21 protein-coding genes and 2 pseudogenes are annotated in these 23,152 nt (G+C 69.8%); 8 read left to right on the forward strand and 15 right to left on the reverse strand.

From position 1 onward, the window contains the following. Window positions 1–37 precede the first annotated feature (37 nt). The 3 genes from ACZ7DY_RS17185 to ACZ7DY_RS17195 all read right to left on the reverse strand — a co-directional run bounded on the left by ACZ7DY_RS17185 (window position 38) and on the right by ACZ7DY_RS17195 (window position 4,657). Window positions 38–1,225: an acyl-CoA dehydrogenase family protein gene (locus ACZ7DY_RS17185; RefSeq protein ID WP_471135856.1), complete on the reverse strand. Its 1,188-nt coding sequence runs from the start codon at window positions 1,223–1,225 to the stop codon at window positions 38–40. A 175-nt stretch (window positions 1,226–1,400) separates the two neighbouring features. Next, entirely contained in the window at window positions 1,401–2,735 is a 1,335-nt protein-coding gene (locus tag ACZ7DY_RS17190) for a PucR family transcriptional regulator (RefSeq protein ID WP_471135858.1), read from the reverse strand. A 392-nt stretch (window positions 2,736–3,127) separates the two neighbouring features. Further along, complete coding sequence (locus tag ACZ7DY_RS17195; protein WP_471135861.1) at window positions 3,128–4,657, reverse strand: GMC family oxidoreductase; 1,530 nt, start codon at window positions 4,655–4,657, stop codon at window positions 3,128–3,130. Between the two features lie 96 nt (window positions 4,658–4,753). Here ACZ7DY_RS17195 and ACZ7DY_RS17200 point away from each other — a divergent pair. Then, a pseudogene (locus ACZ7DY_RS17200) lies at window positions 4,754–4,984 on the forward strand (hypothetical protein); the annotation flags it as partial. A 39-nt stretch (window positions 4,985–5,023) separates the two neighbouring features. Here ACZ7DY_RS17200 and ACZ7DY_RS17205 read toward each other — a convergent pair. The 3 genes from ACZ7DY_RS17205 to ACZ7DY_RS17215 form a co-directional block, all read right to left on the reverse strand. Next, a complete protein-coding gene (locus ACZ7DY_RS17205) occupies window positions 5,024–6,655 on the reverse strand; it encodes a phytoene desaturase family protein (RefSeq protein ID WP_471135864.1) in 1,632 nt (543 codons plus the stop codon). A 79-nt stretch (window positions 6,656–6,734) separates the two neighbouring features. Next, the gene (locus ACZ7DY_RS17210; RefSeq protein WP_471135866.1) at window positions 6,735–7,193 is read right to left on the reverse strand and encodes an SRPBCC family protein; all 459 of its coding nucleotides are present in this window, start codon (window positions 7,191–7,193) and stop codon (window positions 6,735–6,737) included. Window positions 7,194–8,696: 1,503 nt separating this feature from the next. Further along, on the reverse strand, window positions 8,697–9,236 hold the full coding sequence (locus tag ACZ7DY_RS17215; protein WP_471136688.1) for a GNAT family N-acetyltransferase: 540 nt from the start codon (window positions 9,234–9,236) through the stop codon (window positions 8,697–8,699). Window positions 9,237–10,801: 1,565 nt separating this feature from the next. Here ACZ7DY_RS17215 and ACZ7DY_RS17220 point away from each other — a divergent pair. The 3 genes from ACZ7DY_RS17220 to ACZ7DY_RS17230 all read left to right on the forward strand — a co-directional run bounded on the left by ACZ7DY_RS17220 (window position 10,802) and on the right by ACZ7DY_RS17230 (window position 12,995). Next, window positions 10,802–11,551 (forward strand): SDR family oxidoreductase, encoded by a 750-nt coding sequence (locus ACZ7DY_RS17220; RefSeq protein WP_471135869.1) that lies wholly within the window; start codon window positions 10,802–10,804, stop codon window positions 11,549–11,551. Window positions 11,552–11,698: 147 nt separating this feature from the next. Further along, window positions 11,699–12,574, forward strand: coding sequence for a LysR family transcriptional regulator (locus tag ACZ7DY_RS17225; protein WP_471135872.1), 876 nt, complete (start codon window positions 11,699–11,701; stop codon window positions 12,572–12,574). Further along, entirely contained in the window at window positions 12,546–12,995 is a 450-nt protein-coding gene (locus ACZ7DY_RS17230; RefSeq protein WP_471135874.1) for an ATP-dependent DNA ligase, read from the forward strand. Before ACZ7DY_RS17225 ends, ACZ7DY_RS17230 begins: the two co-directional genes overlap by 29 nt. Here ACZ7DY_RS17230 and ACZ7DY_RS17235 read toward each other — a convergent pair. Beyond that, the gene (locus ACZ7DY_RS17235; RefSeq protein WP_471135876.1) at window positions 12,979–13,380 is read right to left on the reverse strand and encodes a hypothetical protein; all 402 of its coding nucleotides are present in this window, start codon (window positions 13,378–13,380) and stop codon (window positions 12,979–12,981) included. The two genes, ACZ7DY_RS17230 and ACZ7DY_RS17235, sit on opposite strands and share 17 nt — an antisense overlap. Then, window positions 13,358–13,774 (reverse strand): hypothetical protein, encoded by a 417-nt coding sequence (locus tag ACZ7DY_RS17240; RefSeq protein WP_471135878.1) that lies wholly within the window; start codon window positions 13,772–13,774, stop codon window positions 13,358–13,360. The genes ACZ7DY_RS17235 and ACZ7DY_RS17240 overlap by 23 nt, the downstream gene beginning before the upstream one ends. Before the next feature lie 61 nt (window positions 13,775–13,835). Between ACZ7DY_RS17240 and ACZ7DY_RS17245 the strand changes: the two genes are divergently transcribed. Next, on the forward strand, window positions 13,836–14,612 hold the full coding sequence (locus tag ACZ7DY_RS17245; RefSeq protein WP_471135881.1) for a hypothetical protein: 777 nt from the start codon (window positions 13,836–13,838) through the stop codon (window positions 14,610–14,612). A gap of 66 nt (window positions 14,613–14,678) precedes the next feature. Here the strand turns inward: ACZ7DY_RS17245 and ACZ7DY_RS17250 are convergent, their stop codons facing one another. The 3 genes from ACZ7DY_RS17250 to ACZ7DY_RS17260 are packed head-to-tail and all read right to left on the reverse strand — an operon-like array spanning window position 14,679 to window position 17,529. Beyond that, the gene (locus ACZ7DY_RS17250) at window positions 14,679–15,887 is read right to left on the reverse strand and encodes a cytochrome P450 (protein ID WP_471135883.1); all 1,209 of its coding nucleotides are present in this window, start codon (window positions 15,885–15,887) and stop codon (window positions 14,679–14,681) included. Further along, window positions 15,884–16,456 (reverse strand): cupin domain-containing protein, encoded by a 573-nt coding sequence (locus ACZ7DY_RS17255; protein WP_471135886.1) that lies wholly within the window; start codon window positions 16,454–16,456, stop codon window positions 15,884–15,886. Before ACZ7DY_RS17255 ends, ACZ7DY_RS17250 begins: the two co-directional genes overlap by 4 nt. A gap of 20 nt (window positions 16,457–16,476) precedes the next feature. Beyond that, entirely contained in the window at window positions 16,477–17,529 is a 1,053-nt protein-coding gene (locus ACZ7DY_RS17260; protein ID WP_471135888.1) for a type III polyketide synthase, read from the reverse strand. Window positions 17,530–17,762: 233 nt separating this feature from the next. On the opposite strand from ACZ7DY_RS17260, the gene ACZ7DY_RS17265 reads away from it, so the two are divergent. Beyond that, the gene (locus ACZ7DY_RS17265) at window positions 17,763–18,203 is read left to right on the forward strand and encodes a hypothetical protein (RefSeq protein ID WP_471135891.1); all 441 of its coding nucleotides are present in this window, start codon (window positions 17,763–17,765) and stop codon (window positions 18,201–18,203) included. A gap of 527 nt (window positions 18,204–18,730) precedes the next feature. On the opposite strand, the gene ACZ7DY_RS17270 is transcribed toward ACZ7DY_RS17265, so the two are convergent. Then, entirely contained in the window at window positions 18,731–19,966 is a 1,236-nt protein-coding gene (locus ACZ7DY_RS17270; protein ID WP_471135893.1) for an FAD-dependent monooxygenase, read from the reverse strand. A 124-nt stretch (window positions 19,967–20,090) separates the two neighbouring features. Between ACZ7DY_RS17270 and ACZ7DY_RS17275 the strand changes: the two genes are divergently transcribed. Next, window positions 20,091–20,795 (forward strand): TetR/AcrR family transcriptional regulator C-terminal domain-containing protein, encoded by a 705-nt coding sequence (locus tag ACZ7DY_RS17275; RefSeq protein ID WP_471135896.1) that lies wholly within the window; start codon window positions 20,091–20,093, stop codon window positions 20,793–20,795. An 85-nt stretch (window positions 20,796–20,880) separates the two neighbouring features. Here the strand turns inward: ACZ7DY_RS17275 and ACZ7DY_RS17280 are convergent, their stop codons facing one another. Beyond that, window positions 20,881–21,096 (reverse strand): hypothetical protein, encoded by a 216-nt coding sequence (locus ACZ7DY_RS17280; protein ID WP_471135898.1) that lies wholly within the window; start codon window positions 21,094–21,096, stop codon window positions 20,881–20,883. Window positions 21,097–21,417: 321 nt separating this feature from the next. On the opposite strand from ACZ7DY_RS17280, the gene ACZ7DY_RS17285 reads away from it, so the two are divergent. Beyond that, on the forward strand, window positions 21,418–21,999 hold the full coding sequence (locus ACZ7DY_RS17285; protein ID WP_471135901.1) for a snapalysin family zinc-dependent metalloprotease: 582 nt from the start codon (window positions 21,418–21,420) through the stop codon (window positions 21,997–21,999). A gap of 228 nt (window positions 22,000–22,227) precedes the next feature. On the opposite strand, the pseudogene ACZ7DY_RS17290 reads toward ACZ7DY_RS17285, so the two are convergent. Next, a pseudogene (locus tag ACZ7DY_RS17290) lies at window positions 22,228–22,689 on the reverse strand (integrase core domain-containing protein); the annotation flags it as partial. Continuing rightward, complete coding sequence (locus ACZ7DY_RS17295; protein WP_471135903.1) at window positions 22,682–22,930, reverse strand: alpha/beta fold hydrolase; 249 nt, start codon at window positions 22,928–22,930, stop codon at window positions 22,682–22,684. The gene ACZ7DY_RS17295 and the pseudogene ACZ7DY_RS17290, both read right to left, overlap by 8 nt. Window positions 22,931–23,152: the final 222 nt, after the last annotated feature.

Raw genomic sequence — 23,152 nt, forward strand, 5'->3', positions numbered from 1 at the left:
CTGTCCTGCTCGTTCGTGTTCCGGCGCATCGGACCTGTCAGATGTTCGTGGCGATGGGCTCGTCGATTCCGAGCAGCGCACGCCCGTAAGCCTCGCGGGCCAGTTGCGTGTTGAGGAAGCCGTGTCGGCTCGCCGTCTCCAGGTCGCGCCAGGCGCGCTGCAGCGGATTGGCCCGGGCGAAACCGCTCGCGCCGTGGATGTCGAGCAGCCGAGTCATCGCCTGACGGCAGTTCTCCACTGCCGTGGTGACGTCCATACGGGCGCGGGCCCGCCCCACGAGGCTCATCGCGGTGCCCGACGCGACCGCGGCGTCGATCGCGTCGGCCGCACGCCGTGTGTGCAGCCGGGCCGTGTCCAGGTGCTGGGTCGCCTCGGCCAGCCAGAGCTGCGTCACCACCGCCTCCGGAGCGGACGGGTACCGGCTGTAGACGATCTTCTTCTTCGCGGCCAGCGTCTCGTGGACCAGGTCCAGTGCCCCGTGCGCGGCACCGAGCAGCGGGCCCGCCATCATGACCGATCCGCCGATCCCGCTCAGAATCGTCTGCTGTGCAGTCCTTTCGCCCGTGGGGGTCATGACGCGTTCGGCCGGGACGAAGACATCCGAGGCCACGATGGTGTGGCTGCCGCTGCCCTCCATGCCGGCGACCCACCAGTCCTCGTCGATGGTCAGGTCGGTCATCGGAACGGTGAGGCCATGAACGGTCCGGCCACCGTCTGGGGCGGTGCCCGTCGCCAGCACCATGGCCCAACGGCTGTGTGCGCAGCCCGAGGCGTACCCCCACCGACCGGTCAGCCGGACCCCGCCGTCGGCCGGCTCCACCCGGCCGGCGGTGGGATTCAGCGAGCCGCACAACCATGCGTCCGGGCCCGCGCCGTACAGGACGGAGTTGATGGCGGGGCTCTTCGGAGAGACCGCTATCTGTCCGCTGACTCCCACCACCCAGGCGGAGGAGGCGCATCCGCGCCCCAGTTCGGCGGCCACCGCGGTGAGGGTTCCGATGCCGTGGCCGTAGCCGCCGCACTCGACCGGCACGCACACCCGCGCGAGCCCGGCCTCGGTGATCGCGGCGATGCTCGCCTCGCTCAGGCTCCGTCGTTCCTCGGTCTCGGCGGCGTGCTTCCTGAGCAGCGGTACGAGCGCGGCGGCGCGTTCCACCAACTCCTCGCGTGTGGGGACCGTGCCGTACTCGTGGTGGGTGGGGTGGGTGGCAGTCGTCATCGACATGCTCGCTTCCTCGGTGTGCGGGTCCGGGGCCGCGCCCCGGTGGAAGCGAGTCAAGCCGAGCGGCACGGTGCCTCTCTTGTGACCGCGACCAGAGATCAGTGCGGTCTTTGTGATGGCGCTCGTCTTTGTGGCGGCGCTCAGAGCCCGGTCCGGCCTTCGTGACGGTGAGCAGAAGTCAGTCCGGCCTCGGTGCCGGCGGTCCGAACACGTCGACGAAGTGGAGGGCCGCGTGCACGGCCAGCCGGTCCTCCTTCACCGAGCGCCGGCGCAACTGTTCGGCCTTTTTGACCCGGTACAGCACGGTGTTCTTGGCGATGTGCAGCCGCTCGGCGACAGCGGAGACGGCACGGTCCTCATCGAGATAGACCCTCAGTGTGATCCGCAGCTCCGCCATCGCCGGGTCGTCGGCCGCGAGCGGTCCCAGCACCCGGGTGACGAACTCCCCGGCCGCGTCCGGACGAGCGTTCAGGAGGATCGGCAGCTCCAGGCGCGCGTAGTCGTACAGGGATCGCAGGGATCCAGGGGACTGCCTGGCTCTTCCGGCCCATTCGGCTCTTCCGGCGCGTTCGGCCTCCAGCGCCTGCTGGTGGGAGCGGCGGAAGCCCGCGACACCTGTCCCCGGGCGGCCCAGTGCGATCCGCAGGTGAGGCGGGAGGCGCCAGTTCCGGGATGAGGACTTCCTGTCGGAGTCCGGCTCGGGCAGCCCGCCGACCCGGCCGCCCCATGCCCACAACTTGGCCGTGCCGGTCGGTATCAGCAGGATCGAGGAGCATCCGGCGGACTTCAGCAACCGTGTCGCGGCGTCCGCGAGATCGTCGGCTCCGTCGGCCGGATGGGCGTCCTCGGTCGAATCGACGTCGTCGGTCGAATCGACGGCGCTGGCCGAATCGGCGTCGGACCAGGCGATGAGCGCCAGGTGGTGCACGGTCAGGTCGTAGGACAACCGCGACATGGCGCGATCCCGGCCCACGTCCCTGCCCGCGAGGATGTCCCGCACCATTTCCTGCCGGGCCGCCGCGGCGCCGGCGAGCCATCGGTCCCGAACGACCGTGAACTCCTGGGCCATCAGAGCGCTGAGCGCGGCCATCCCCTCGAACAGGTCCGCGGACATCTGCCGCATGACCTCGGCCTGGCTTTCCGCGGGCAGTTCGGCTCGGCACCAGTCGAAGAGCCTCCCGAGGAAATCCGCGTGGAAGAGTTGAACGCCCTGTAGCCCCACGTCCACCGACACCCCCCGCGGCACGGCCTCCTTGACCAGAACGGAGATCTCACCGCGCAGGGCGGAGGGCAGGGTGTGGTCGCCCGTCAGGGAGACGACGGCCGACAACGCCAGGGCCTCGTAGAAGCGTTGCGGCCGGAAGTGGATGTAACGGACGTCGGAGAGGCCGCCATTGTTCCGCCGGGCGGTCATGGCCCGGCCTGCCTCTACGGCCCAGCCCGCCGCGGCCCGGCCGACCCGGGCAACGGCCTCGGCGACCAGCATGGGATCGGAGACGGCCGAGCCGATCACCGTCTCGTCCTGGGGCCGCAGCCTCCCCAGCCACGAGCCCTCCGCCCCCGGGCACCCTGTCGGACCCCCCGCCGTGCTCATGAGGCACCACGCCGACGCCCGAAACGCCCGTCGCCCATCTGCTCACCGCTCTCCGCGTCCACGTAAGCCGTCCCGCCCTTCGGCGCTTTTTACGGTACTTCGGCCCGAGGACACGCCCGCACACAAGCTCAAAGCGAGGCGGCCGCGCAAGCCGACGACGGCGATGACGGCTTCTGCAACATCACTCACGTCACTGCGGAAACAGCCGCCCACGAACCGTGCCTGCGGGAAGAACCGTCTCGTGCCTGCCCCTCGGCGAAGCCGCCCGCAAGTAGCCCGCAAGCCGCTCGGCGTCAGCCGGCGGGAAGGGGTCAACTCAGGGTGCCGACGCTGGAGTCGGTGCCGCGCAGCAGGTCCGCGGCTCGTTCGGCCACGGCGTACACCGTGGCCACCGTGTTCGCCGACGGAATGGACGGGATCACCGAGGCGTCGGCGACCCTCAGCCCATCGATGCCGTGGACCCGCAGGTCGGGCCCGGTGACGGAGAGAGGGTCGGCCCCCATCCGGCAGGTGCCCACCGGATGGCAGTACGAGGTGAGGGTTCGGCGCACGAACTCGCGAAGGGCATCGTCGTCGTCCGCGTCCGGCCCGGGAGCCACCTCCCGGCCACGCCACGGCGCGAGCGCCGGGGCCCCGCCGATCTCACGTACGAGCCGCACACCGGCGACGGCCGCAGCCAGGTCACGCTCGTCGGTGTAGTAACCCGGATCGAGCACGGGCGGCGCAGCAGGATCGCCGCTTGCCAGGCGCAGCGTGCCGCGGCTGTACGGGCGGACGGCGGAGAGGGCGATGGTGTAGCCGTCCTCGGGGTCCGAGGTCTGGTGGGAGGGGACGTCGACGAAGACGACCTGGAGGTCCGGGGCTTCGATGGCGGGGCCGCTGCGCAGGAGACCGATCGCTTCGCCGTGGTTGTTGCGCCGTGGGGGCAACGGGCGGGCCGCGCTCGACGTGATGTTGACGATCGGATGGTCGTGGAGCTTGGCGCCGACGCCCGGCAGGTCGAGGACGGTCTCGACGCCCACGTCGGCCAGCTGGGCGTGCGGGCCGATCCCCGACAGAAGCAGCAGCTGCGCGGAGCCGATGGCACCGGCAGTCAGGACGACTTCACCCGCGCCGGCGAGAGTCACTTCGTCGGTGTGGGTGCGGCGGTACTCCACGCCGACACAGCGCCCGCCGCTGATGCGCAGCCGCTGCACCAGGGCGTTGGTCACGACGGTCAGATTGGTCCGCTCCAGGGCCGGCGCGAGATAGGCGTCGGCGGCGCTCTGCCTCTTGCCGTCGACGATGTTGAGGTCCGGCAGTCCGAAGCCCTCCTCCAGGCCGCCGCTGATGTCGGCGGCCCTGGCGTACCCCGTCTCGGCGGCCGCTTCCAGGCACGCCTCGATGACCGGATGCGGCGGATCGGCGGGACTCACGGTGAGGGGGCCGTCGATCCCGCGCAGTGCCGGATCGCGGCCCGCCGCCTTCTCGCTGCGCCGGAAGTACGGCAGCAGATCGTCAAAGCCCCAGCCCTCGGCGCCCTGGTCGGGCCACTGGTCGTAGCCGGAGTGGTGGCCTCGGGCGAAGACCATGCCGTTGATCGCCGAGGATCCGCCGAGCCCGCGTCCTCGCGGCAGATGTACGGATGTGCCGGTGGCCGACTGCTCGACGGTGGAGTCCCCCCAGTTCGCGGGGGTCTGGAGCAGGGCCGGCCATGCGGGAGGTGAGGTCTGCGCGGGCAGCACCTCCGGTCCACCCGCCTCGATCAGTAGGACGCGAGTGTTCACGTCCTGCGAAAGCCTGGCCGCCAGCACACAGCCGGCCGTCCCCGCGCCCACGATGACGAAGTCGAATTCCGGCACGCGGTCCTCCTCCGGAGCGTCGTCACTCCTGCACGGCTTGACCTGGCCGCCATCAGGTATCGAAGCATCGCGGTCGCACGGCGGGGAGATGTTTACGTGCTTTTTGTTCTGTTCGACGCGAGGAAGTTGAGGATCGCGAGGAAGCTGGGGATCGCGAGGAACACCGTCCGCAGAACCGTGGCGAACGACGCGCCGCCGAAGTACCAGGAGCACTAGAAGTACCAGCGCACGCCGAAGGGCTCGATGGTCGACACGGCCGAGCCGAAGATCCGTGAACAGCTCAGGCGGTGGCCGGCCATGCCCGCGACCGTGATCGCCGGGCGCGTACGGAGGAAGGTGACACCGCAGGCCGCACCGGTGCCCGCCTCAGGACCCGCCGGTGCGCCCGCCCTTCCAGTCCCGCCGGTCGAGGGCCCGCTGGGCGCGGCTGAGCAGGTCTGAGGGGCTCCGCACGCGCAGGGCGGCGCGCGCGGCGTTGGCGCCGGGCGCGCCGTGGACACCGCCGCCGGGGTGGGCGGCGGCGGAGGCGAGGAAGAGCCCGGGCACCGGCGTCTCGGGCCGACCGGTGCCGGGGGTGGGGCGGAACACCAGTTGCTGGTGCATCGCGGTGGTGCCGTTGTTGATCGCGCCGCCGTGCAGGTTGGCGTCCAGCGCCTCAAGGGTGGTGGGAGCGAGCAGCCGCCGGGAGCGGATCGTGGAGCGGAAGCCTGGCGCCCACCGCTCGACCTCCGCTTCCATCCGGTCGGCCATGACCTCCTGCTCGCGCCGGTCCCAGAGCCCGCTCAGGCCCTCCTCGCCCGCATCGCCCTTGATCCGGTGCGGGATGTGGGTGTACGCCCAGGCCGACTCGGTGCCGGCCGGGGAACGCGAGGCGTCGGCCGTGGTCATCTGACCGAACAGGAGGAAGGGCCGGTCGGGCACCTGGCCCATGGCGATCTGCGCGGCGAAACGGGTGAGGCCGTCGACGCCGTCGGCCAAGTGGACCGTTCCCGCCCGCCCGGCCCCCGGCGCGTTCCAGGGAACCGGCCCCGACAGTGCCCAGTCGACCTTGAAGGTGGCGAAGTCCCACTGGAACCGTTCCAGATCGCGCAGCAGCCGGCCGGGCAGGTGCCGGGCATCGACCAGGCGGCCGTACAGGGCGGGAGCGGACACGTCGGCGAGCACGGCACGTGAGGCGGCGACCGCCTCGCCCCGGGCTGTGCGCACGCCCACGGCCCGCCCGCCGCGTACGACGATCTCCTCGACCCGCTCGCCGCAGCGCAGCACCCCGCCGCGCCGCTGGAAGCGCCGTACCAGGGCCGCGGTGAGCGCGCCGGCCCCGCCGACGGGGACGGGAAAGCCGTGGCTCTGGCCGAGCATCGACATCAGCCAGCCGAAGCCGCCGCTGCCCGCCGACTCGGGGGAGAGGTCCGCGTGCAGCGCGTTGCCCGCCAGCAGCAGTCGGCCCGCCTCGCCGCGGAACTCCTCTTCGCCCAGCCGCCGGGCGGGCAGCAGCAGAGTACGGGCCAGCCGCAGCCCGCCCGCGGCGCGCAGCCGGGCGGCGAGACGGGCCGCGGACCGCACGGGCGGGAAGGGGGTGAAAAGAGCGCGGAGGATGTCCGGGCCCAGGCGTTCCCAGATGTCGTGGAGTTCGAGCCAGGCGTCCCCGTCCCCGTCGGCGAAGGCCTCCAGCCCGGCCGCGGTGTCCTGCCCGCGACGCTCCATGACCGCGCACCGCCCGTCCGGGAGCGGGTGCGCCACCACCGCGGGGGCATGACTCCAGCGCAGCCCCTCCTCGTGGAGGCGCAGGCCCGCCAGGACGGGGGAGGCCGCGGCCAACGGGTAGAAGGCGCTGAACAGATCGCTGACGTAGTCGGGGTGGACACCGCGGTCGCTGCGCACGGCACCGCCGGGCTCCGGCTGCTCCTCGAGGACCTCCACGCTCCATCCGGCGTCGGCCAGGAGATTCGCCGCGACGAGACCGTTGGGGCCCGCGCCGATCACTACCGCGTCCGGCATGAGTGCCTCCTACTTCCCTCGCGTCGCCCAGCCCGCCGTGCGGGAGGGCCGGTGAGACGGCCGACGGGCGGGCCGGGATTCAGTGCGCCGCACGGGCCGGCTGGTGCGGGGAGTGCTCGACGACGTCGGCCAGCCGGGCGAGCATGGCGCGGTGGCGCACCTGGATCAGGACGTCGACGGCCGCGGAGTGCAGCAGCCCGCCCGGCCCGCGCAGCGGGTGTTCGTCAAGGATCACCAGCGTGTGCTCACCCCATGGCCGTACGTCGATGGCGATGCGCGCGGTGCCCAGCCGGCCGCTGTCGACCTCCAGCTCCAGCAGGCGGGGGGCCTCACACCGGCGCACGGTCGTGTGCCCCGACAGCTCCCACGGCCCCAGCCGCACGGTGTACTCGATACGGGATCCCGTCTGCGGCCACGCATCGTCGACGGGCTTGGACTCATGGGTGCCGACCACCCAGTCGGCATAACGGGTGCCGTCCTCCAGGACCGCCCAGACATCGCGCGGCGGACGTTCGATCAGTCGGTGCCGTACAGCCATGATGCGTTCCCGCCCGTCATCGTCGGTTGACCCGTGCCCGACCGGGTGCCCGGCCGCCGCAGCCTCACCCCTACATCACACCAGCGATCACCTTGCCCCGCCGCTTGCCGCACCCCGACCGGGTGTCGGGCCCCGCCTTCAGCGACGCCCTGTGTGCGGCGCCGGGACATGCCGGGGCTCGCAGAGGGAGCGGGGGAGGGACCAGGATGCTCCTGGTACTCCGAGTAGGGGCGGATACGGCCACTGATGCCATGGGCGCCGAAATTGAGCGTCTGCGGGAGCGTGCAGGCGCTCCCGCAGACGAACGAAAGGACAGGGGATGAGCCAGCATTCAAAGCGTCTCAGTGTTTTTCTTGGCGGCTTGATAATTCTGGGGCTTGTCTTCTGGCCGATCATGGTGTGGATGTCAGGGCTGGGGCAAGGGGCCGGGTGGGCCATAGGCATACCCATGCTCATTATTCTTTTCGGCTACATGTTCATGGGGGGAATGTGGGCCAACAAAGGAAGTCGGCGGCCCTGAATACGGGGCTGGTAGGGACCTCTCGCAACACACAAGGCATCCGTGCCGTTGAGTGAGCTGTTCCACGTCTCAACCCACAGCGCGGGAGCCCTGCTGACCTTCTGCCGCCCTCGAACTGTCGCGCATCCTGGTCGAGTGGGGCGCCATGGTCATCGTTCTAGTACCGTGCCGCCGCGGCCCGGCCCCGGTGCCGGTCCACGAGACCGAGAGACGGACGGCAGCCGCGCGCGAGATACGACACCAGCTGACCCACTGGAAACGTGGCTGGGTCTCCATATGGGTTTTCAAGCGAGGGGGTGATGAGTTGCTTACGGCGGGCATTATTGTTCCTTCCATCAATGCGCCGGCAGAGCTGGTATTGGGAGCCTTCGTCATTGGTCTCGCTGTCACTTGTTTCCCCTACTTCAAGAGTCGTGGGTGAGAGCGGGTCCGTTCCTGAGCTACGCCCCCCACGCCGTCTGGAGTCGTCATGGCGGCAGCCTGATGCGCCAACGGCGCTGACTGCTACCGCACGAGGCGTGGGGCTCGCCACCGTCGGTCCTGCTCCGGCCGGTGGCGTCGGCGGCTTTAGCTCCCCGCCCTTCGGCATCCCCTACGCCGACCTGCACAAGGGCGCCCGCGCGAACGGCGCCACCACTCACGGCACCGGCGCCGACACCCCGGCGCTTGAACGGCCTGGGCGGTGCGTTCGGTGATGTGGCAGGCCGCTGCAATGTCACGGAGGCGGGAGGCGGGAGGCGGGAGGTGGGGTCGCGGGCGACGGCCAGAAGCACGCAGGCGGGCGTGGGCCTGGAGGAGCTGTCGTCCCACAGCCCGTATGACCGGAACTGGCTCGGGGAGATTGCCCGCGGCGCCTCTTCCGCGCGGCACCGGCAGAAGCCGCTGGCGACCTGGCGACGAAGTATGCCGGTCCCCGCGTACCGGCCCGCCTCCGTCAACGAGAACTAGGCCTTGCGACAGATCCACGCTGCCGAAGCACGAACTCAATCGGAGGGCGTGACCGGGGGCCGCATGCCGAGCCACTGATCGGCGTCCCAGGCCCGGAACCGCGCCACTTCGGTGAATCCCAGCTTCGCCGCGAGGCGCATCGAGCGCACGTTGGCGGTCTGGGTGGCAAGCACCACCGGCTCACGCGGGTCGACGCCTTCGAGCCAGTCCAGTGCTGCCGCGCACGCTTCGGCGGCATACCCAAATCCCCACGCCCGCGGCAGGAACAGGTAGCCGAGATCGATCTTCCCTACGGCAGCGGGGCAAGCGTGTTCCGTTGCTCTCCTGAGCAGGATCTGGCCGATCATGGTCCCGTCGAGATCGACGACAAAACTCCCGGTCCGCCGCCCAGGCACCTCGGGCGTCTCGCGCTCAAGTTGGTCGCGCGGGCGGGGGCCGCCGAGGTAGGTGTTCACCTCCGGCGAGGCGTGCAGCTCGATGAACGCCGCACGGTCCCGGGGCTCGGGCTCACGCAGCACGAGCCTCTCGGTCTTGATCAGTGCCGGCGGCCACGCAACGGGTCCGAGATCATTCATGTCGGCCAGCCAATCAGCGGCCTCAGTAGCGATCAAGACTCGCGGCTCCTTTTGACTTCTTATCCCCCTGAGATTTATTGACCAACGGGACTGTGCAGCCAGCTGAGTTGAGGCTGCAGAACAGTTCCCCTTCTGGGCAGAGGCCTGTCCAATGGGCAGTCAAGCCCCCCGGCCCTCGGCCGGGGATTTTCGCATTTCCGGAAGCTTTCCTCGTCCAACCAGCCGTGGTCGGGTCAGGAACAGATGTGGACGATGCAACGTCATTGGAGAGATCAGGCACGGTGGGCTCCCCGGTCCGAAACAGCGGCTTCACCTCTTCGGTCGGTCCCGGCAGACGCACTGAGCGGCAATAAATCTAGGACGGATTCTGCCGATGCCGGCCGGACGCCGCTCCTCTGGGTGGCCGAGGATGGGGGAATCCGCGCGGAGCAGGAAGTGAGGCAGTTCCCCCCGGAGGACCGGAGCGTGGGCTGTCCGCCGCGCGGGCCGGCTGCTCCCGCGCGGGCGCCATGTAGATAATCCAGCACCGGCCGCGCAACGCGGTGTCGGCTGCCGCAACTGGCTGCCCGGCGCCGGACTCTCGGCTCGTCGCCACGGAGCCGATGAGCGCCAGCGTCTCCCCGTGTACGTCGTCCGGCATCGCCGACGCGCGGCGGCGGTGGTCTGAGCGAGATCTACCCTGTGCATCAGGCTCCCCGTTCTGTGTGGGAGCAGCGCGGTAGGGCGAGGCCGCGGTGGACAGCTGTTCCTGTGGACAGCCCAGGTCGCCGGACGCGGGTCACCGCCACCATCGCGTGCCCGCCGCATCCTCGACCGCCAGGGAGATCCCCCTGTACTTTTCGCTCCCCACGCAGGTCACGGGACCTGTGAGGGGCCGCCCTGCCAAGCGGAAAGCACGGGCCCGCGGCAGGGTGGTGGGTGTGCTGACGCCTACGATCGAGCCGATGCTGGCTCGGGCCGGTGAGTCTCTGCCGATGGCAGGGCACGTTCGTGATGCGATCTGGCAGCAGAAGGTCGATGGTTCTCCAGACATTTAGCTGTCTCATCCGAGTGGCACCGCAGCATCTCCCAGCACACCTCCGACCGGCACCGGAAGACTGCACGTGCCTGGAGTGGTGACGCATGACTGTGGGGTCACGTGCAGCTGCTTTTTCACGGACCAGCGGAAGGTCTGGAAGGTCGGCCAGGTCGCTGAATTGAGCCAGGCAGAGCTGTCAGCTGCGTTCGGCCGGTGTGTGGTGCCTTCGGCTACGCCGATCCTGCTGGATGACGCGAGCGCCCGGTAGAGCCTGTGTTGCCGTGGTTTCCGTCGCTGGCACTGGAACGCAAGGACGTCAAGACGATGCGGTCGTAGATGCGGCTCACCGGGCCCACCTGTCTACGCGGACGGGCCAGTGATCCGCCGACCTCCGCAATGCCGCAAAGCACAGTGTGACCAGCGGGTATCGACGACGTTTGTGAGGCTACGCATACGTTGCGTTGGCCTGCGTCCAGTAGGTCTGCCTAGCCTCGTGGGTGGAAGTGATCAATCCGGTCACTGACGAGGATATGAGGAGGTGTCGGACATGGCCGAGCACATGCTGAAAGACAAGGTCGCGGTCATCGGCGGAGGCGAGAAGAACCTGGGCGGGTTGCTCAGCAGGACGTTCGCCGAGGCCGGGGCGAAGGTCGTGGTGCACTACCACACCTCGGAGAAGGAGGCCAAGGAGACTGTGCAGGCCGTTCAGGACGCCGGCGGGCAGGCGGTGGCCGTGCAGGGGGACCTGACGGACGTCGCGAGTGTTCGGCGGCTGTTCGACACCGCGGTCGACACCTACGGCGACGTCGATGTGGCGGTGAATACAACCGGGATGGTGCTGCGCAAGCCGATCCTGGAGACCACCGAGGAAGATTACGACCGCATGTTCGGTATCAACGCCAAGGCCGGGTACTTCTTCATCCAGGAGGCGGGGCGTCGCCTGAACGACCACGGGAAGATCATCAGCCTGGGTACGTCCCTGCTGGCCGCCTTCACCGACGGCTACTCCACCTACGCGGGCGGCAAGGCGCCGCTGGAGCACTTCACACGGGCGGCGGCCAAGGAGTTCGCCGACCGGTCGATTTCGGTGAACGTGGTGGCCCCGGGCCCGATGGACACGCCGTTCTTCTACGGGCAGGAGACCCCGGAACGGGTGGAGTTCCACAAGTCGCAGGCCATGGGCAACCAGCTCACCCACATCGAGGACATCGTCCCGCTGATCAAGTTCCTGGCGACCGAGGGTTGGTGGATCACCGGCCAGACGCTGCTCGCCAACGGCGGCTACACCACCCGATAAGCCACCGCCCGCCGACGCCGGCCGCGCCCCTGCCGACGCGGCCGGCCGGGCGAGAGCGAACCGTATCCGATTCCGGCACATGGGGAGACAAGGAATGACTACCAACCTCGCCGTCCACTGCTGCCACATCCATGAGGTGAGCTGACGGTGGGGCTGGACCTGAACAAGCTGGAGCACCTGATCGCAGTGGCCGAGGAGGGAAACATCACCCGCGCCGCCGCCCGCCTGCACCTGTCGCAGCAGGCGCTGTCCACCTCCATCCGCGTGCTGGAACGCGAAGTAGGCGTGCCCCTGTTGGAACGCACCGCCAATGGCGTGGTGCTGCTGCCCGCCGGAAGCTCCTTGGTCGAGGACGCCCGCGTACTGCGCGGCGTGGCCAGGTCCGCTCTCCAACGTGCCCGCCGCATCGGCCGCGGCGAGAAGGAGATGCTGCGCCTGGGCCACACCCCGGCCGTCACCGGGGAGGAGGTCATTGCTCTGCTGCGGCAACTAGGTGCCGTCCACCCCCATCTGGCTACCGACGTCAACCAGCGCTACCCGGCAGAACTGACCGATGCCCTTTTGGCCGGAGACCTCGACATCGGACTGTGCCGTGCGCTGCCCCCGCCGCACGGCCTGGCCCGCACCACCCTGGGCCACCAGCCCCTCAACATCGCGGTCGCCGCGCACCACCCCCTTGCCGCATGCACGTCCGTGGCTCTGTCCAACCTCGCCGACCAGCACTTCCTCGTCTGGGGCCAGCCCGGCCACTCCGGATACACCGACCTGCTCATCGGCCACTGCCGCGCGGCCGGCTTCGAACCCCGTACCGAACGCACCCCACTCCAGGGCACCCCACCGGTCACTGCCGTCATCGGCACCGACCGACTCGCCTTCGTCACCACACCCCCAGGCCCCGCCGCCGGCGGCGCCGTAAGCATCGTCGCCCTTGACCCACCCCTCTACGCACCCCTGCACGCCCTGTACTCCCCACGGACCACCAGCCCCGCCAAAGATGCCTTCCTCACCACCGCCACCTTGTGACCGCACACCCGTCGGCCGATTCCGTCGTTGGAGCCGCCGAGGACAATCTTTCTCTGGGACCATTCGGGGCTCACGGCATCTTTGCTACCGGCACTGGGGGAGCTCACCCTGCCTGACGGACGGGCCCCTATCGGGGTGCTATGTGTCTCATGAGACATGTCGAAGTCTGGAGAAGGACGGAAACCGGGTCATTGCCTACATCCGGTCCGGCAAGCTCCACCTCCAATCCCGCCGTGGCGCCGATCTCAGCGGCGCCTACCCAGATCTCGTGGCCGCTGCCGCCCGGGTGGAGGAGGACTTGGTGGCTGATGGGGAGCTCGTGGTCCTCCAGGGCGGCCGTCTGGACTTCACTGCGCTGCAGCAGCGCGCACGCCTGACCGGACCGCGGGCGGCAGCGGCCGCGCCTACAGGGCGTGGGTGATCTCGTCCAGGCGGGCTTTGTCGTAGGCGCGGTAGGGGCGGGCGGCGTCCGTGTAGCCCATGAGGTGCCGCCTGGCATCGCATGTGCGCAGCGTGACGGCTCCTTCTGGGGCGCGCAGGGCGGAGACAGCTTCCGGGGTCGGATATTCGGGCTGGAGCGCGGGGTCGACGGTCGTGGATGTGGTGAAGACTGTGACGACGGTCAGCGGACGGGGCCGGACAAGGAACCGCCCGGACGTGGAGAGGGTGAAGTCGTCGTGGTGCGGCTCGATGACCACCACCGGGCGGCCGGGGAGAAGACCTCCGACGGCCACCGTGACGTCGCCGAATGGGCCGATGCCGACTACATCGCACAGGGCGGGCTCAGCCGATGGATACGCGATCACGGGCCACAAGCCGCAGGGTCTCAGCGTCCAGGAGGCCCTGGTCTACGGCCCCGGCGCCCAGGCGAACGCCCTCTACACGATGATGAGCCGCGGCAAGAAGGAGTCCCACCTCTTCCTGCCGCTCTCCGTCTACGAAACCGACGCCGACCGCGCCCGCCACGGCGACGCACTCACCGAGCAAGAACAGCTCGACCGCGCCGTCGCCGGCCTCATCCGCGAGATCGAGAACGGCATTGAGGAATGCATAATCCTCGCCGAACTCCCGAAGGACGCGGTCCCCGCCCACGTCCGCCAGGCGGCGGCGGATCTGCCGAGTCAGCGCGGCCCCGCGGACGCTCCGGGAGAGCCGGTAGTGCCCGACGTCCGATCTGCCCCAGCCACAGCCGGGCGCCACGAGGAGCTGACCACCCCTCCCGAAGCCGCGTCGATGGCTGACCGCCCGTACGCCGACCTCAGTGATGCAGCCCTGCGCGACGCTGCACGAAAGGCGACGAGGGCCGCGCGCGCCACCAGCACGGCGGCAGAAAGGCGAAGGCGCCGCCGCTCGTGCCGAACGGGAGGCTGCTGCCGGATCAGGCTCGTACTCGCTCGCGCTGCAAAGCCGTCATCAGGACGTCGCCGAGCGGGCCGTGGCCATCCGCGAAGTCCGAGCGCTGGACTACACGATCGCTGAACGCACCGTCCGACTGAACGGCACGCAGGCCCGTATCGAAGACCTTGAACAGCAGCTCACCGCGACGGGCCGTTTCGGGCGCTCGGCGCTCCGGGGCGACGAGCGTGCTGCGGCCGAAGCGGACCGGGAGGCACTACTTCGTACCCGTGACGAGACCGGACGAGAACTGGTGCAGATGAAGACGCTGCTCCAAGAAGTGGCCGTGCAGGCCGGACCGGTCAATGAACACGAAGCGGTGCTGACGGCGGCGGGCATGCCGGTGCAGGGGAAGGCCGAGCTGCTTCGGCGCGCCAAGGCCAACGACAACGAGGCCGCCAAGCAGCTTCGGACCGAGGCCATCGAGGCTCGCGGTACTGCTCGCGGCGCGGACCACCGCCTGTCCGGCCTGCAGAAGGAGATGAGTCTCCGAACCCGGCGCGAGCGTCGACCCACCGACGTCGATGAGCCCCTGGCACCCGCGTCTTCGCGACCCGAGTCCTCATGCGCCAACCGAACCACGACGGATCACACACCGTCTGGCCTGCCGCCGGAGGGGGTTCAGGATGCTCCGCCCGTGTAGAAGGCGCCTGAGACTGCCTAGGGTCGGTCCGTCTTCAAAAGACCTCTGGGGCGGGCCCCTTCTCCCTCACCAGGTGACCGGGAGGGCTACGGGCCCCCGGATGAGTACGTCCTTCTGCCAGGCGACTTCGCCGGGGCCGACGGCCAGGCGCAGGCCGGGGAGGCGGGAGACGAGGGTGGTGAGGAGCAGTTCGGCCTCCATGCGGGCCAGCATGGGTGCCAGGCAGTGGTGCGGGCCGTATCCGAAGGCGACATGGGGCGGGCCGGCGCGGTCGATGTCGATCCGGTGCGGCTCGGGGTAGTGCTGCTCATCCCAGTTGGCTGCCACGTAGGACACGTACACGGCTTCGCCGCGCCGGATCACGTTGCCTCCCACCTCGACGTCCTCGGTGGCGATGCGGGCCTGTCCCACGCCGTGCTTGTGAGGGATCCAGCGCAGCAGCTCCTCCACGGCCGCCGGTACGGCGTCCAGGTCGGTCCGTAGCCGGTTCATCAGGGTGTCGTCGGTGAGCAGGAGGTAGGCCATGTTGGAGGTGTGGTTGCGCACCGCGTGCCAGCCGTTGATCCCCATCAGTGTGGCCAGGGCGAGGAGTTCCTCCTCTTCGATGCTGCCGCTGTCGACCGCCGCCACCAGGTCGCTGACGAGGTCGCGCCGCGGCCGGGCCCGGCGCTCGCGGGCCAGTTCACGGAAGAAGGCGCGGACTTCGGCCTTGGCCTGCCGTGCCCGTTCGACCTCCGACTCGTCCTTCGCACGGGTCAAGATGGTGTTCGCCCACGCGCACAGGCGCGGCCGGTCGGTTTCCGGGACCCCCAGCAGCTCTCCGATGACGTGTACGGGGAAGGGGGAGGTGACGTGGCGAACCAGGTCGGCGGGCGGTCCGGCCGCCAGCATCGCGTCGATGTGCTCGTCGAGTACAGCCTGGGCGCGGGGGCGCAGGGCCGCCGTGCCGAAACGGTTGAACGCGGAGGAGACCACGGAGCGGATGCGGGTGTGGTCGGGCGGGTCGACGAAGCTGACCGCGCGGTCCAGCGGGACGAGGTACTTGTTCATGCTGGGGAGCGGGCGGCCGACGATGTCGCGGCTGAACCGGGGATCGGAGGTGACGAACCGGACGATGTCGTGACGGGTCGCCAGCCAGCACTCGCCGGGGGCGCCGTGGGCCAGCCGGATCCGGATGACCGGCTCTCCCCGCAGCGCCTCGCGGAGAAACGGGTCGAATTCCAGTGCCGTCAGGTCCTCCACCTCGTACAGGGGGGCCGTGCCATCCCGCGTCATCGGCTCCCCACCTGCCCGTCGTGGCGCAGCGGGGTGAGCTGCTCGATGTCGTAGCGGCGGCGCAGCGCGGCAATGGCCTCGTGGTCCGCGGGCACGTCGGCTGAGGTGGCGGACAGGATCTCCAGCAGCTCCTCGAAGTACCGCTCGTGGTCCGGTGGAGGCGAAGACTGGAAGAACATCCTGGCCGGGGCCTCGGTGGGGTTGGCGAAGGCGTGCGGGCAGCCGGGCGGGACCAGGATGACCGTGCCGGGCGTGGCGCGGACCACGCGCTCCCCCTTCGGTGACCGCCATCCCCGCCAGTCGTCCCGGGTGCGTACGCGGGGCTCGAAGGCGAGCACGTCGAGTTCGCCTTCGAGAACGTAGAACAGCTCCTCGCTGCGCGCGTGGACGTGCGCGCCGACGTCGAAACCCGGGGGCACGAGCACCTCGAAGCTCGACGCGGTACGCGACTGCGCGCCGGTCACCTTGAACGTCACGTGCTGGGCGGCGGCGCGCAGAGTACGGCCTTCGCCCGGCGGCACGACCAGGCCGCTGGGCGGGGCCTCCGAGGGCAGGGGGGACACGGTCATCGGGTCTCCTTCCACAGCGGTCATGACGTACGGCTCCAGCGGCCCAGCGCCATCTCGGCGGTGATGCCCGGGCCGAATCCCGCCAGCAGGCCGCGGGCCCGGTCGGTGGCGCCCCCCTCGTCGAACAGGCGGCGCAGCGCGTCCAGTACGACGGCGCTCGCGATGTTCCCGTATTCGGTGAGCGTGGCCCGGCTGTGGCGGAACGCCTCCGGTTTGACGTCGAGGAAGGTACTCAGGTCGGTGAGGATCCGCGGGCCGCCGGCGTGCACGATGTAGAAGTCGAGGTCCGAGGCGTCCCAGTCGTGGGATCCGGCGAAGCTCCGCAGGGCCGGGGCGAGCGGTTCCATTGTGCCCGGCACGCGCTTGTCCAGCAGGAAGTGGAAGCCGGTGGCCCGTACGGCGTACGAGATCCAGTCCTCGGTCCCCGGGATGAGGTAGGAGCCGTTGCGCTCCAGGCGGATGCCGTGGCCGCCCGTCCCGCGGACCACGGCTGCGGCCACCCCGTCACCGAACAGGCCGTTGGACAGCAGCGATCCGATGCCGATGTCGGTGGGCTGGTAGCACAGCGAGCAGAACTCGCACGCCACGATCAGTGCGTTCGCCCCCGGATGGGCCGTGCAGAAGTCGTGCGCCCGGTTGATCGCCGCGCCGCCGGCCGCACAGCCCAGCTGGGCGATCGGCAACTGGCGGGTGGTGGAGGGCAATCCCATCGTGTTGATCAGCCAGGCTGTGAGCGAGGGCATCATGAAGCCGGTGCAGGACACGTAGATGACCAGGTCGATGTCCGAGGGCCGCAGCTCACCGTCGTCCAGTGCGCGCCGTACGACCACCGGCACGTGGGCCTTCGCCTCGGCCGTGTACCGCCTGTTGCGTTCCTCGAAGCCGGGGTGTGCGAGCGTCTCCGCGACCGGCTGTACGAGGTGCCGGGTCCGCACCCCGGTGTTCTCGATCAGGCGTAGCGCGAGTGGCAGCTGAGGATGGTCCTCGTGGCGCGAGCGGGCGAGGTCGAGCGTCTCCTCCATAGTGATGACGTGCTCCGGAACCGATACGGCCGGCCGACACAGGGTCGCCATGCACCACTCCTATCCCAACAGCCCCCGCATGCCTCACCGACCTCGACGCGTCTATAACGATCACCGCCGGTGGAGGTTACCCGGGTGGGGCCCACCCCCTGCGGTCCCTCGTCGGGGTCGGGCCGTGAGGATGGTGAGCAGGCCGGGGTGGCGGCGCCCGAGGGCGATCAGGGACCTGCGACCGGTCAGTACGGGGCAGGTCGACTTTGCGATCTTCAAAACTTGGGGGTTCCGTGACCGGATGGATCTATCAGAATTCTCTGTGGATTTTGTATGCGTTCATCATTCTGATTCCGACTGTGATTTACGTGATCCCGTTCGGAGCGTACCCGCTCCTGGTGGAGCGTCGACTCCGAAGGAAGGGCGTGACCGTTCCCGCCACGTGCACCGGATCCTCTTGGGACGAGGGCCGGGTGCTTGAATTCTTCTCCTTCACGACCGTGGACGGATATCGGTCGTCGTACCGAAGCCCCTTGGCCGACGGGCGCATATCGCACGACGGGGAAGAAGTGCGAATAATTTATGACCCCAAGGCGCCGCACGGTAGGGCGCGCACGGAAATGGAGCTGTTCGGCGGCAGGTCTCAGGCTCGCCGTGATCTGTGGCGCGGAATCATGTTGTTGGTGGTGATCAACGTGATGATCCTGCCTTTTGCTGTTCTGTACCTCATCTGATCCACCGCTCGCGTCGTGAGCGCCGATGCGATTCGCCTCAGCCGAAGAAGCGAGCGAGCTCGGCGGTCGACCGGGGCGGCTCGGAGGCCTCCACGGTCCGGATCGTCTCCTCCGGCTGCGGGGGCCCGGCCGCGGCACCGGCGCCGGATACTCCAGCGGGTCCGCGTCCTCGCCCGACTCGCTCGAATTGATCGTCGCCGTCATCCAGTTGGCCACGGCCAAGTGGTCTACTGCCTCGCCATGCAGGTCGCGGTTGACCGCGCTGTCGCGTGGCAGGTGCTTGGCCACGATGGCGAGGCGCCGGGACGTCAGGATGCCGCGGTGCCAGTCGAGGAGGTCCGCGCCGTAGTGGTGCAGCAGATCGGCTTCCAGAGCCTCGGCATGTTCTTCGACGAACGCGTCGAGGCTCAGTACCACGAGGTAGTCGCTGTAGCGCGTGGCCAGTTGAGAGCTTCCTGTCCGGCCAGGATTCGATCGTGCACGGTTTCACCGTCGCGCTGCGAGCCGTCCGCGACCGGATGGTCCCGCTAGCGGCGTGCTGCCTGTGGGCTGACCTGTCCGCCCACGGGACTGAAGCCAGCGGCCTTGGACGGCCCGGCTGCGTAGTCCGGCAGATCGACGCTGCTGATCTGCTTGCCCATCTTCAGCATCTTGTTGAGGATCCAGCGCCGGTTCAGCAGCCCGTTGCGCACCCGCAGCCCGGTCGCGGTGCCGGGTGCCAGAAACGGGCCGGTGCGGTCTCCGCCCTTCTGGCAGCCCTGAGCGTAGTCGCGCAGGGTGTGCTCGTAGCGGGCGAAGGCGGTGCGGTGGTCGCCGCGGGCCCGGGCCAGCTCGCCGGCCAGGACGTACGCCGCCACCACGGCGGTGCCGGTGCCCATGCCGCCGATGGTGGCCCCGCAGGCGGCGTCGCCGAGCAGGGCGACCCGACCGGCGGACCAGGCCGGGACGTCGGCCCGACTGATCGAGTCGAAGTACAGCTCGGGGGCCTGTCCCAGGCTCTCCAGCAGCCGGGGCACCTCCCAGCCGAGGCCTGCGAAGGCGTCCCGGATCAGCTTCTTCTGCTGCGCCACGTCGTCGCGGTCGTAATGGAGTTCGGTTGAGGCGAAGACGAAGAAGGCGCCCGCCCTGGTCGGGTCGCGGTGGTCGGCGCCGACGGCGGCAAGCCGGCCGGGGACGTTGAGGCCGACTGAACCGGTCGGCAGGCCAAGGTAGTTGGGCAACTGCCAGGTGGCCGCGTAGTAGCCGAGGTGGCGGACGTAGCGCTCCTCTGGGCCGAAGGCGAGCCGTCGGACATTGGAGTGCAGCCCGTCGGCGCCGATCACCAGGTCGAACTCGCGTGGCGCGCCGTGCTGGAACGTCACCCGGGCACCGGTGGGCGTCTCCTCCAGGGCGGTGATCGAGTCGCCGAAGAGGTACTCGGTGCGCGGGAGGCTTCGCTGGTGCAGCACCTGGGCGAGCTCCCCGCGCGGAACCTCGACGTCCCCGCCCGCGAAGTCGGCCGGCAGGTGAAGGATCTGACGGCCGCGCTGGTCGACGAAGGTTATCGGGCTGCCGCCGGTGTCGAGCGCGCGCAGCTCGTCGAGCACGCCCATCCGCTCCAGCACGGTCAGGTGGGTCTTGCCGCGGAAGTCGACCGCCTGGCCGCCGCCGCGCAGGGCGGGGGCCAGCTCGACAACGGTGGTCTCGAAGCCGTACCGCCCCAGCCAGTAGGCCAGCGCGGGGCCGGCGATGCTCGCGCCCGAGATCAGGACCTTCGTGCTCACGTGAACCACTCCATCTGAGTCTATCCAAATAACTGCGTCTGGTGGACACGGTTTATTTCTGTGTACGGTAGACGCAGTTAAGGCGCCTCGCAAGGGACGGGCGGAAATGCGGACGGAGCGGGAATTGGGTGAGGAAACGAACGAGGCGGTGCGGCTGCTCTGGGGGCCGCCCGCCAAGCCGTCCAGGGGGCCGAAGCCCACGCTGAGCCTGGCGCGGATCGCTGCGGCGGGCGTCGAGATCGCGGACGCCGAGGGCCTCGGCGCCGTCTCGATGCAGAAAGTGGCCGGGCTGCTCGACTTCACCAAGATGTCGCTCTACCGCTATGTGCCCGGCAAGGCGGAGCTGGTCGCGCTCATGGTGGAGGCCGCGGTCGGCGGACCGCCGCCGGTCGGGGAAGGGCTCGGCTGGCGTGAGCAACTAACGGCCTGGGCACGAGAGTTGGCGAGGTCGTTCACCGAGCACCCGTGGCTGCTCGACGCCACCGTCGGCCCGCGGGTGATGGGCCCCAAGGAACTCGGCTGGCTGGAGCGGGTGGTGGCGGCCCTGGACGGCCACGGGCTGACCGGCCCCGAGCGGATGGACGCCGCGGTGCTGCTGGCCGGGCACGTCCGGGGCATCGCCGAGCAGGCCCGCGCGGCCCGTCCGGGCGGCTCGCCCGAGGCGGACCTCCTGGCCGTCCTCGGCCCCCTGGTGCACCAGCACGCTGACCGCTTCCCCGCGCTCGCCGCGGCCATTGCCTCACAGGACGGCCGGGATGAGGCGCTGGACTTCGGCCTGGAGCGGATCCTCGACGGTCTGGAGGCCCTGATCACGCGCCGCGCCGGGTAACTCGAGGAAGATCAGCCGCAACTCATTTCAAGTGGCGCTTACTCGGGGTCGACCTCCAGCCGACGCATCCTGGCCCTGACCAGCCCTACCCGTGAACACCCTGCCCTTGTTCCCCGGCACATGCGGCGAAGAACGCGGCCCAGTCGCGTCGGGCGTAGGCGACCCAGCGGAGTGCGGCGTGGCGGTGCATCCCGGTCACGTCGGCGAGGATCGGGCTGGGGAGATCAGCGGCGAGGGCGGCCGGCGCCGCGTCGCGCGCGGTGCGAACCGGGATGCCGTGCCGGTTGAGCTTCCGAGTCATGCCGTGGGTCGAGATCGGCTTGCCCGGGAAAAGCCACCGGGGGCCTGGGCGGGCTCGCGAAAGCTACGGTCGCAGCTGCGGTTGTTCAGCGAGGTGTCGCAGGAACTCGGTGAGCCGCAGAGGCAGCAGGACGGGGGGCGGCCCAGGACCAGGTGGGCGTGCTTGGTGTTCGCCTCGCTGCGCCGGTGGGTTCCCGGGTAAGCATGCGCCGCCTCCGTGGCTCGGCACCGTTGACACGGTTGGCATGTTCGCGACACTCGTCTTGGTCCCCTCTTTCGGTCCCTCAAGGGTCCGAGAGCCCCCACGTGTGAGAGGACAGTGATGGCGCACTTTCTACGGTTGGGTATAGCCGGTGCCGCGGCAGGGATGCTCTTGACCGCGGTCCCGGCGGCACACGCCGTGTCCGCGGCCGAGCCCACCATGCCGAAGCGCGTGGCCGCGCAGGTCACGCTCCGCTACGACGCCAGCCGAGCGGCAGGCTGGGAGCAGGCGATCTCTGCCGGGGTCGCCTCATGGAACGGCAACGTCAGCAACGTCAAGCTGGTCAGCGCCGCCCCTGGTGGCCGAGCGGAGATCCAGATCGTGGCCACAACCGGCTGGCCGCAGGCCACACTCGGACCGGTCCGGCCGGGCGGCCGGGCACGGGTCGAACTCGGCAGCCAGGCGGTCTCCCAGGGCTACGACAAGACCCGCATCGTCGCCCACGAACTCGGCCACAACCTGGGCCTGCCGGACACCAAGCCCGGCCCCTGCTCGCAGCTGATGTCGGGCTCCAGCGCCGGTACGAGCTGCCGTAACGCGGTGCCCGACGCGGCCGAGCGCTCGCGAGTCGAGAACGCGTACGCGGGCGGCGCCGCGGCACACGCCCGGACCGGCGGCCGCGTGCTGGTGGACGCGCCCTAGTCGGCAAGGGCCACCCCGACGTGACGATGCCTGACCCCAGCCATATCGCGGTCAGGCATCGTCACCCGCGCGTGTGCGGCGGTAAGCGATCATGCCTCCGTCGACAGCTTGAAGCGGCGGCGAGGCGGCCGGACCGACCTGCCGCGATGGCCCTCACCTCTGAGCGGCGCGGCGCGCCACCATCGAGCACGCGGGACGCTGCGGGTGCCGATACATCATCCGTGCTGGTCAGGCGAGATGCCGATACTCGTGAAGGATGCCACCGAGTCGGTTGTGTCGGCGAACACTGAGAGAGGTTATCCGCTCCGGGCCTGTGACCGGTTCGGGTAGAGCTCGAAGCGGCGCGGCTTGGCCGAGCGTCCGGTGAGGGCGGTGCCCGTTGTAGAACTGCTCGAACTCACGCAGCGCGTGTAGCAGATGGTGCTGGTTCCAGCTCAAGGTCCGGTCCAGCAACTCGCGTCGGCAAGTCTGCACCCACCGTTCCATGGCCGAATTCATCCTGGGAGTTCGGATGCCGATGAGTACGACCTCGATCCTCGCGTCCGCGAGGACGGCGTCGAATGAGGCGGTGAATTTCGAGTCCCGGTCGCGGATCACGAACTTCACCCGCGCCCCCGCATCCTCCAGGTCCATGACGAGGCTGCGCCCCAACTGCACCACCCAGGACGCCGTCGGATCCCGCCTAACCCCGGGCGCTGAGTTCACGCTTGATGGCGTTGCCGTACGCGGTGTTCTCGGCCGTGGTTGCCTGCGGGTCCGCGCTGGTCGACTCCCCGCTGTCGCGCAGGTCGTAGCGCACCACGCGGCGCCCGCCGGCGGCGAGGCGCTCGCACAGCGCGTCGGGCCAGGAAAGCATCGTCGTCCCGCCCGCGAGCAGGACGAGGGGTGCGTCGTCGTCACCGAACGACGCGATGCCGATGGCGACCCCCATTGGCGTGGACCGTGGTCACAGTGGTCATCGGACCTCCGGGAGTGCGTCGTCGTAGGACGGCCGCGTCGCGCGGTCGAGGTCGGGCGCGGCAGCCACCGCGAGGATTCGCGTCATGCCTGGGCAGACTCGATCCACTGCCCGAACTCATCACCCATGCGCTGATCGCCCTCGTGCTCACCGGCCCGGCGGAGGCCGGTGGTGGCGACCTCAGGCGGAGTTTCG

The organism is Streptomyces sp. NPDC037013 (assembly GCF_055607265.1).

Excerpts from the sequence above, each read along its gene's own strand:
- ACZ7DY_RS17210 (WP_471135866.1), bottom strand. The coding sequence starts at position 7,193 with ATGGCTGTACGGCACCGACTGATCGAACGTCCGCCGCGCGATGTCTGG.
- ACZ7DY_RS17295 (WP_471135903.1), bottom strand. The coding sequence starts at position 22,930 with ATGGGGGTCGCCATCGGCATCGCGTCGTTCGGTGACGACGACGCACCC.
- ACZ7DY_RS17215 (WP_471136688.1), bottom strand. The coding sequence starts at position 9,236 with ATGAATGATCTCGGACCCGTTGCGTGGCCGCCGGCACTGATCAAGACC.
- ACZ7DY_RS17220 (WP_471135869.1), top strand. The coding sequence starts at position 10,802 with ATGGCCGAGCACATGCTGAAAGACAAGGTCGCGGTCATCGGCGGAGGC.
- ACZ7DY_RS17230 (WP_471135874.1), top strand. The coding sequence starts at position 12,546 with ATGCCTTCCTCACCACCGCCACCTTGTGACCGCACACCCGTCGGCCGA.
- ACZ7DY_RS17185 (WP_471135856.1), bottom strand. The coding sequence starts at position 1,225 with ATGTCGATGACGACTGCCACCCACCCCACCCACCACGAGTACGGCACG.
- ACZ7DY_RS17250 (WP_471135883.1), bottom strand. The coding sequence starts at position 15,887 with ATGACGCGGGATGGCACGGCCCCCCTGTACGAGGTGGAGGACCTGACG.
- ACZ7DY_RS17205 (WP_471135864.1), bottom strand. The coding sequence starts at position 6,655 with ATGCCGGACGCGGTAGTGATCGGCGCGGGCCCCAACGGTCTCGTCGCG.
- ACZ7DY_RS17255 (WP_471135886.1), bottom strand. The coding sequence starts at position 16,456 with ATGACCGTGTCCCCCCTGCCCTCGGAGGCCCCGCCCAGCGGCCTGGTC.
- ACZ7DY_RS17280 (WP_471135898.1), bottom strand. The coding sequence starts at position 21,096 with ATGACTCGGAAGCTCAACCGGCACGGCATCCCGGTTCGCACCGCGCGC.
- ACZ7DY_RS17260 (WP_471135888.1), bottom strand. The coding sequence starts at position 17,529 with ATGGCGACCCTGTGTCGGCCGGCCGTATCGGTTCCGGAGCACGTCATC.
- ACZ7DY_RS17285 (WP_471135901.1), top strand. The coding sequence starts at position 21,418 with ATGGCGCACTTTCTACGGTTGGGTATAGCCGGTGCCGCGGCAGGGATG.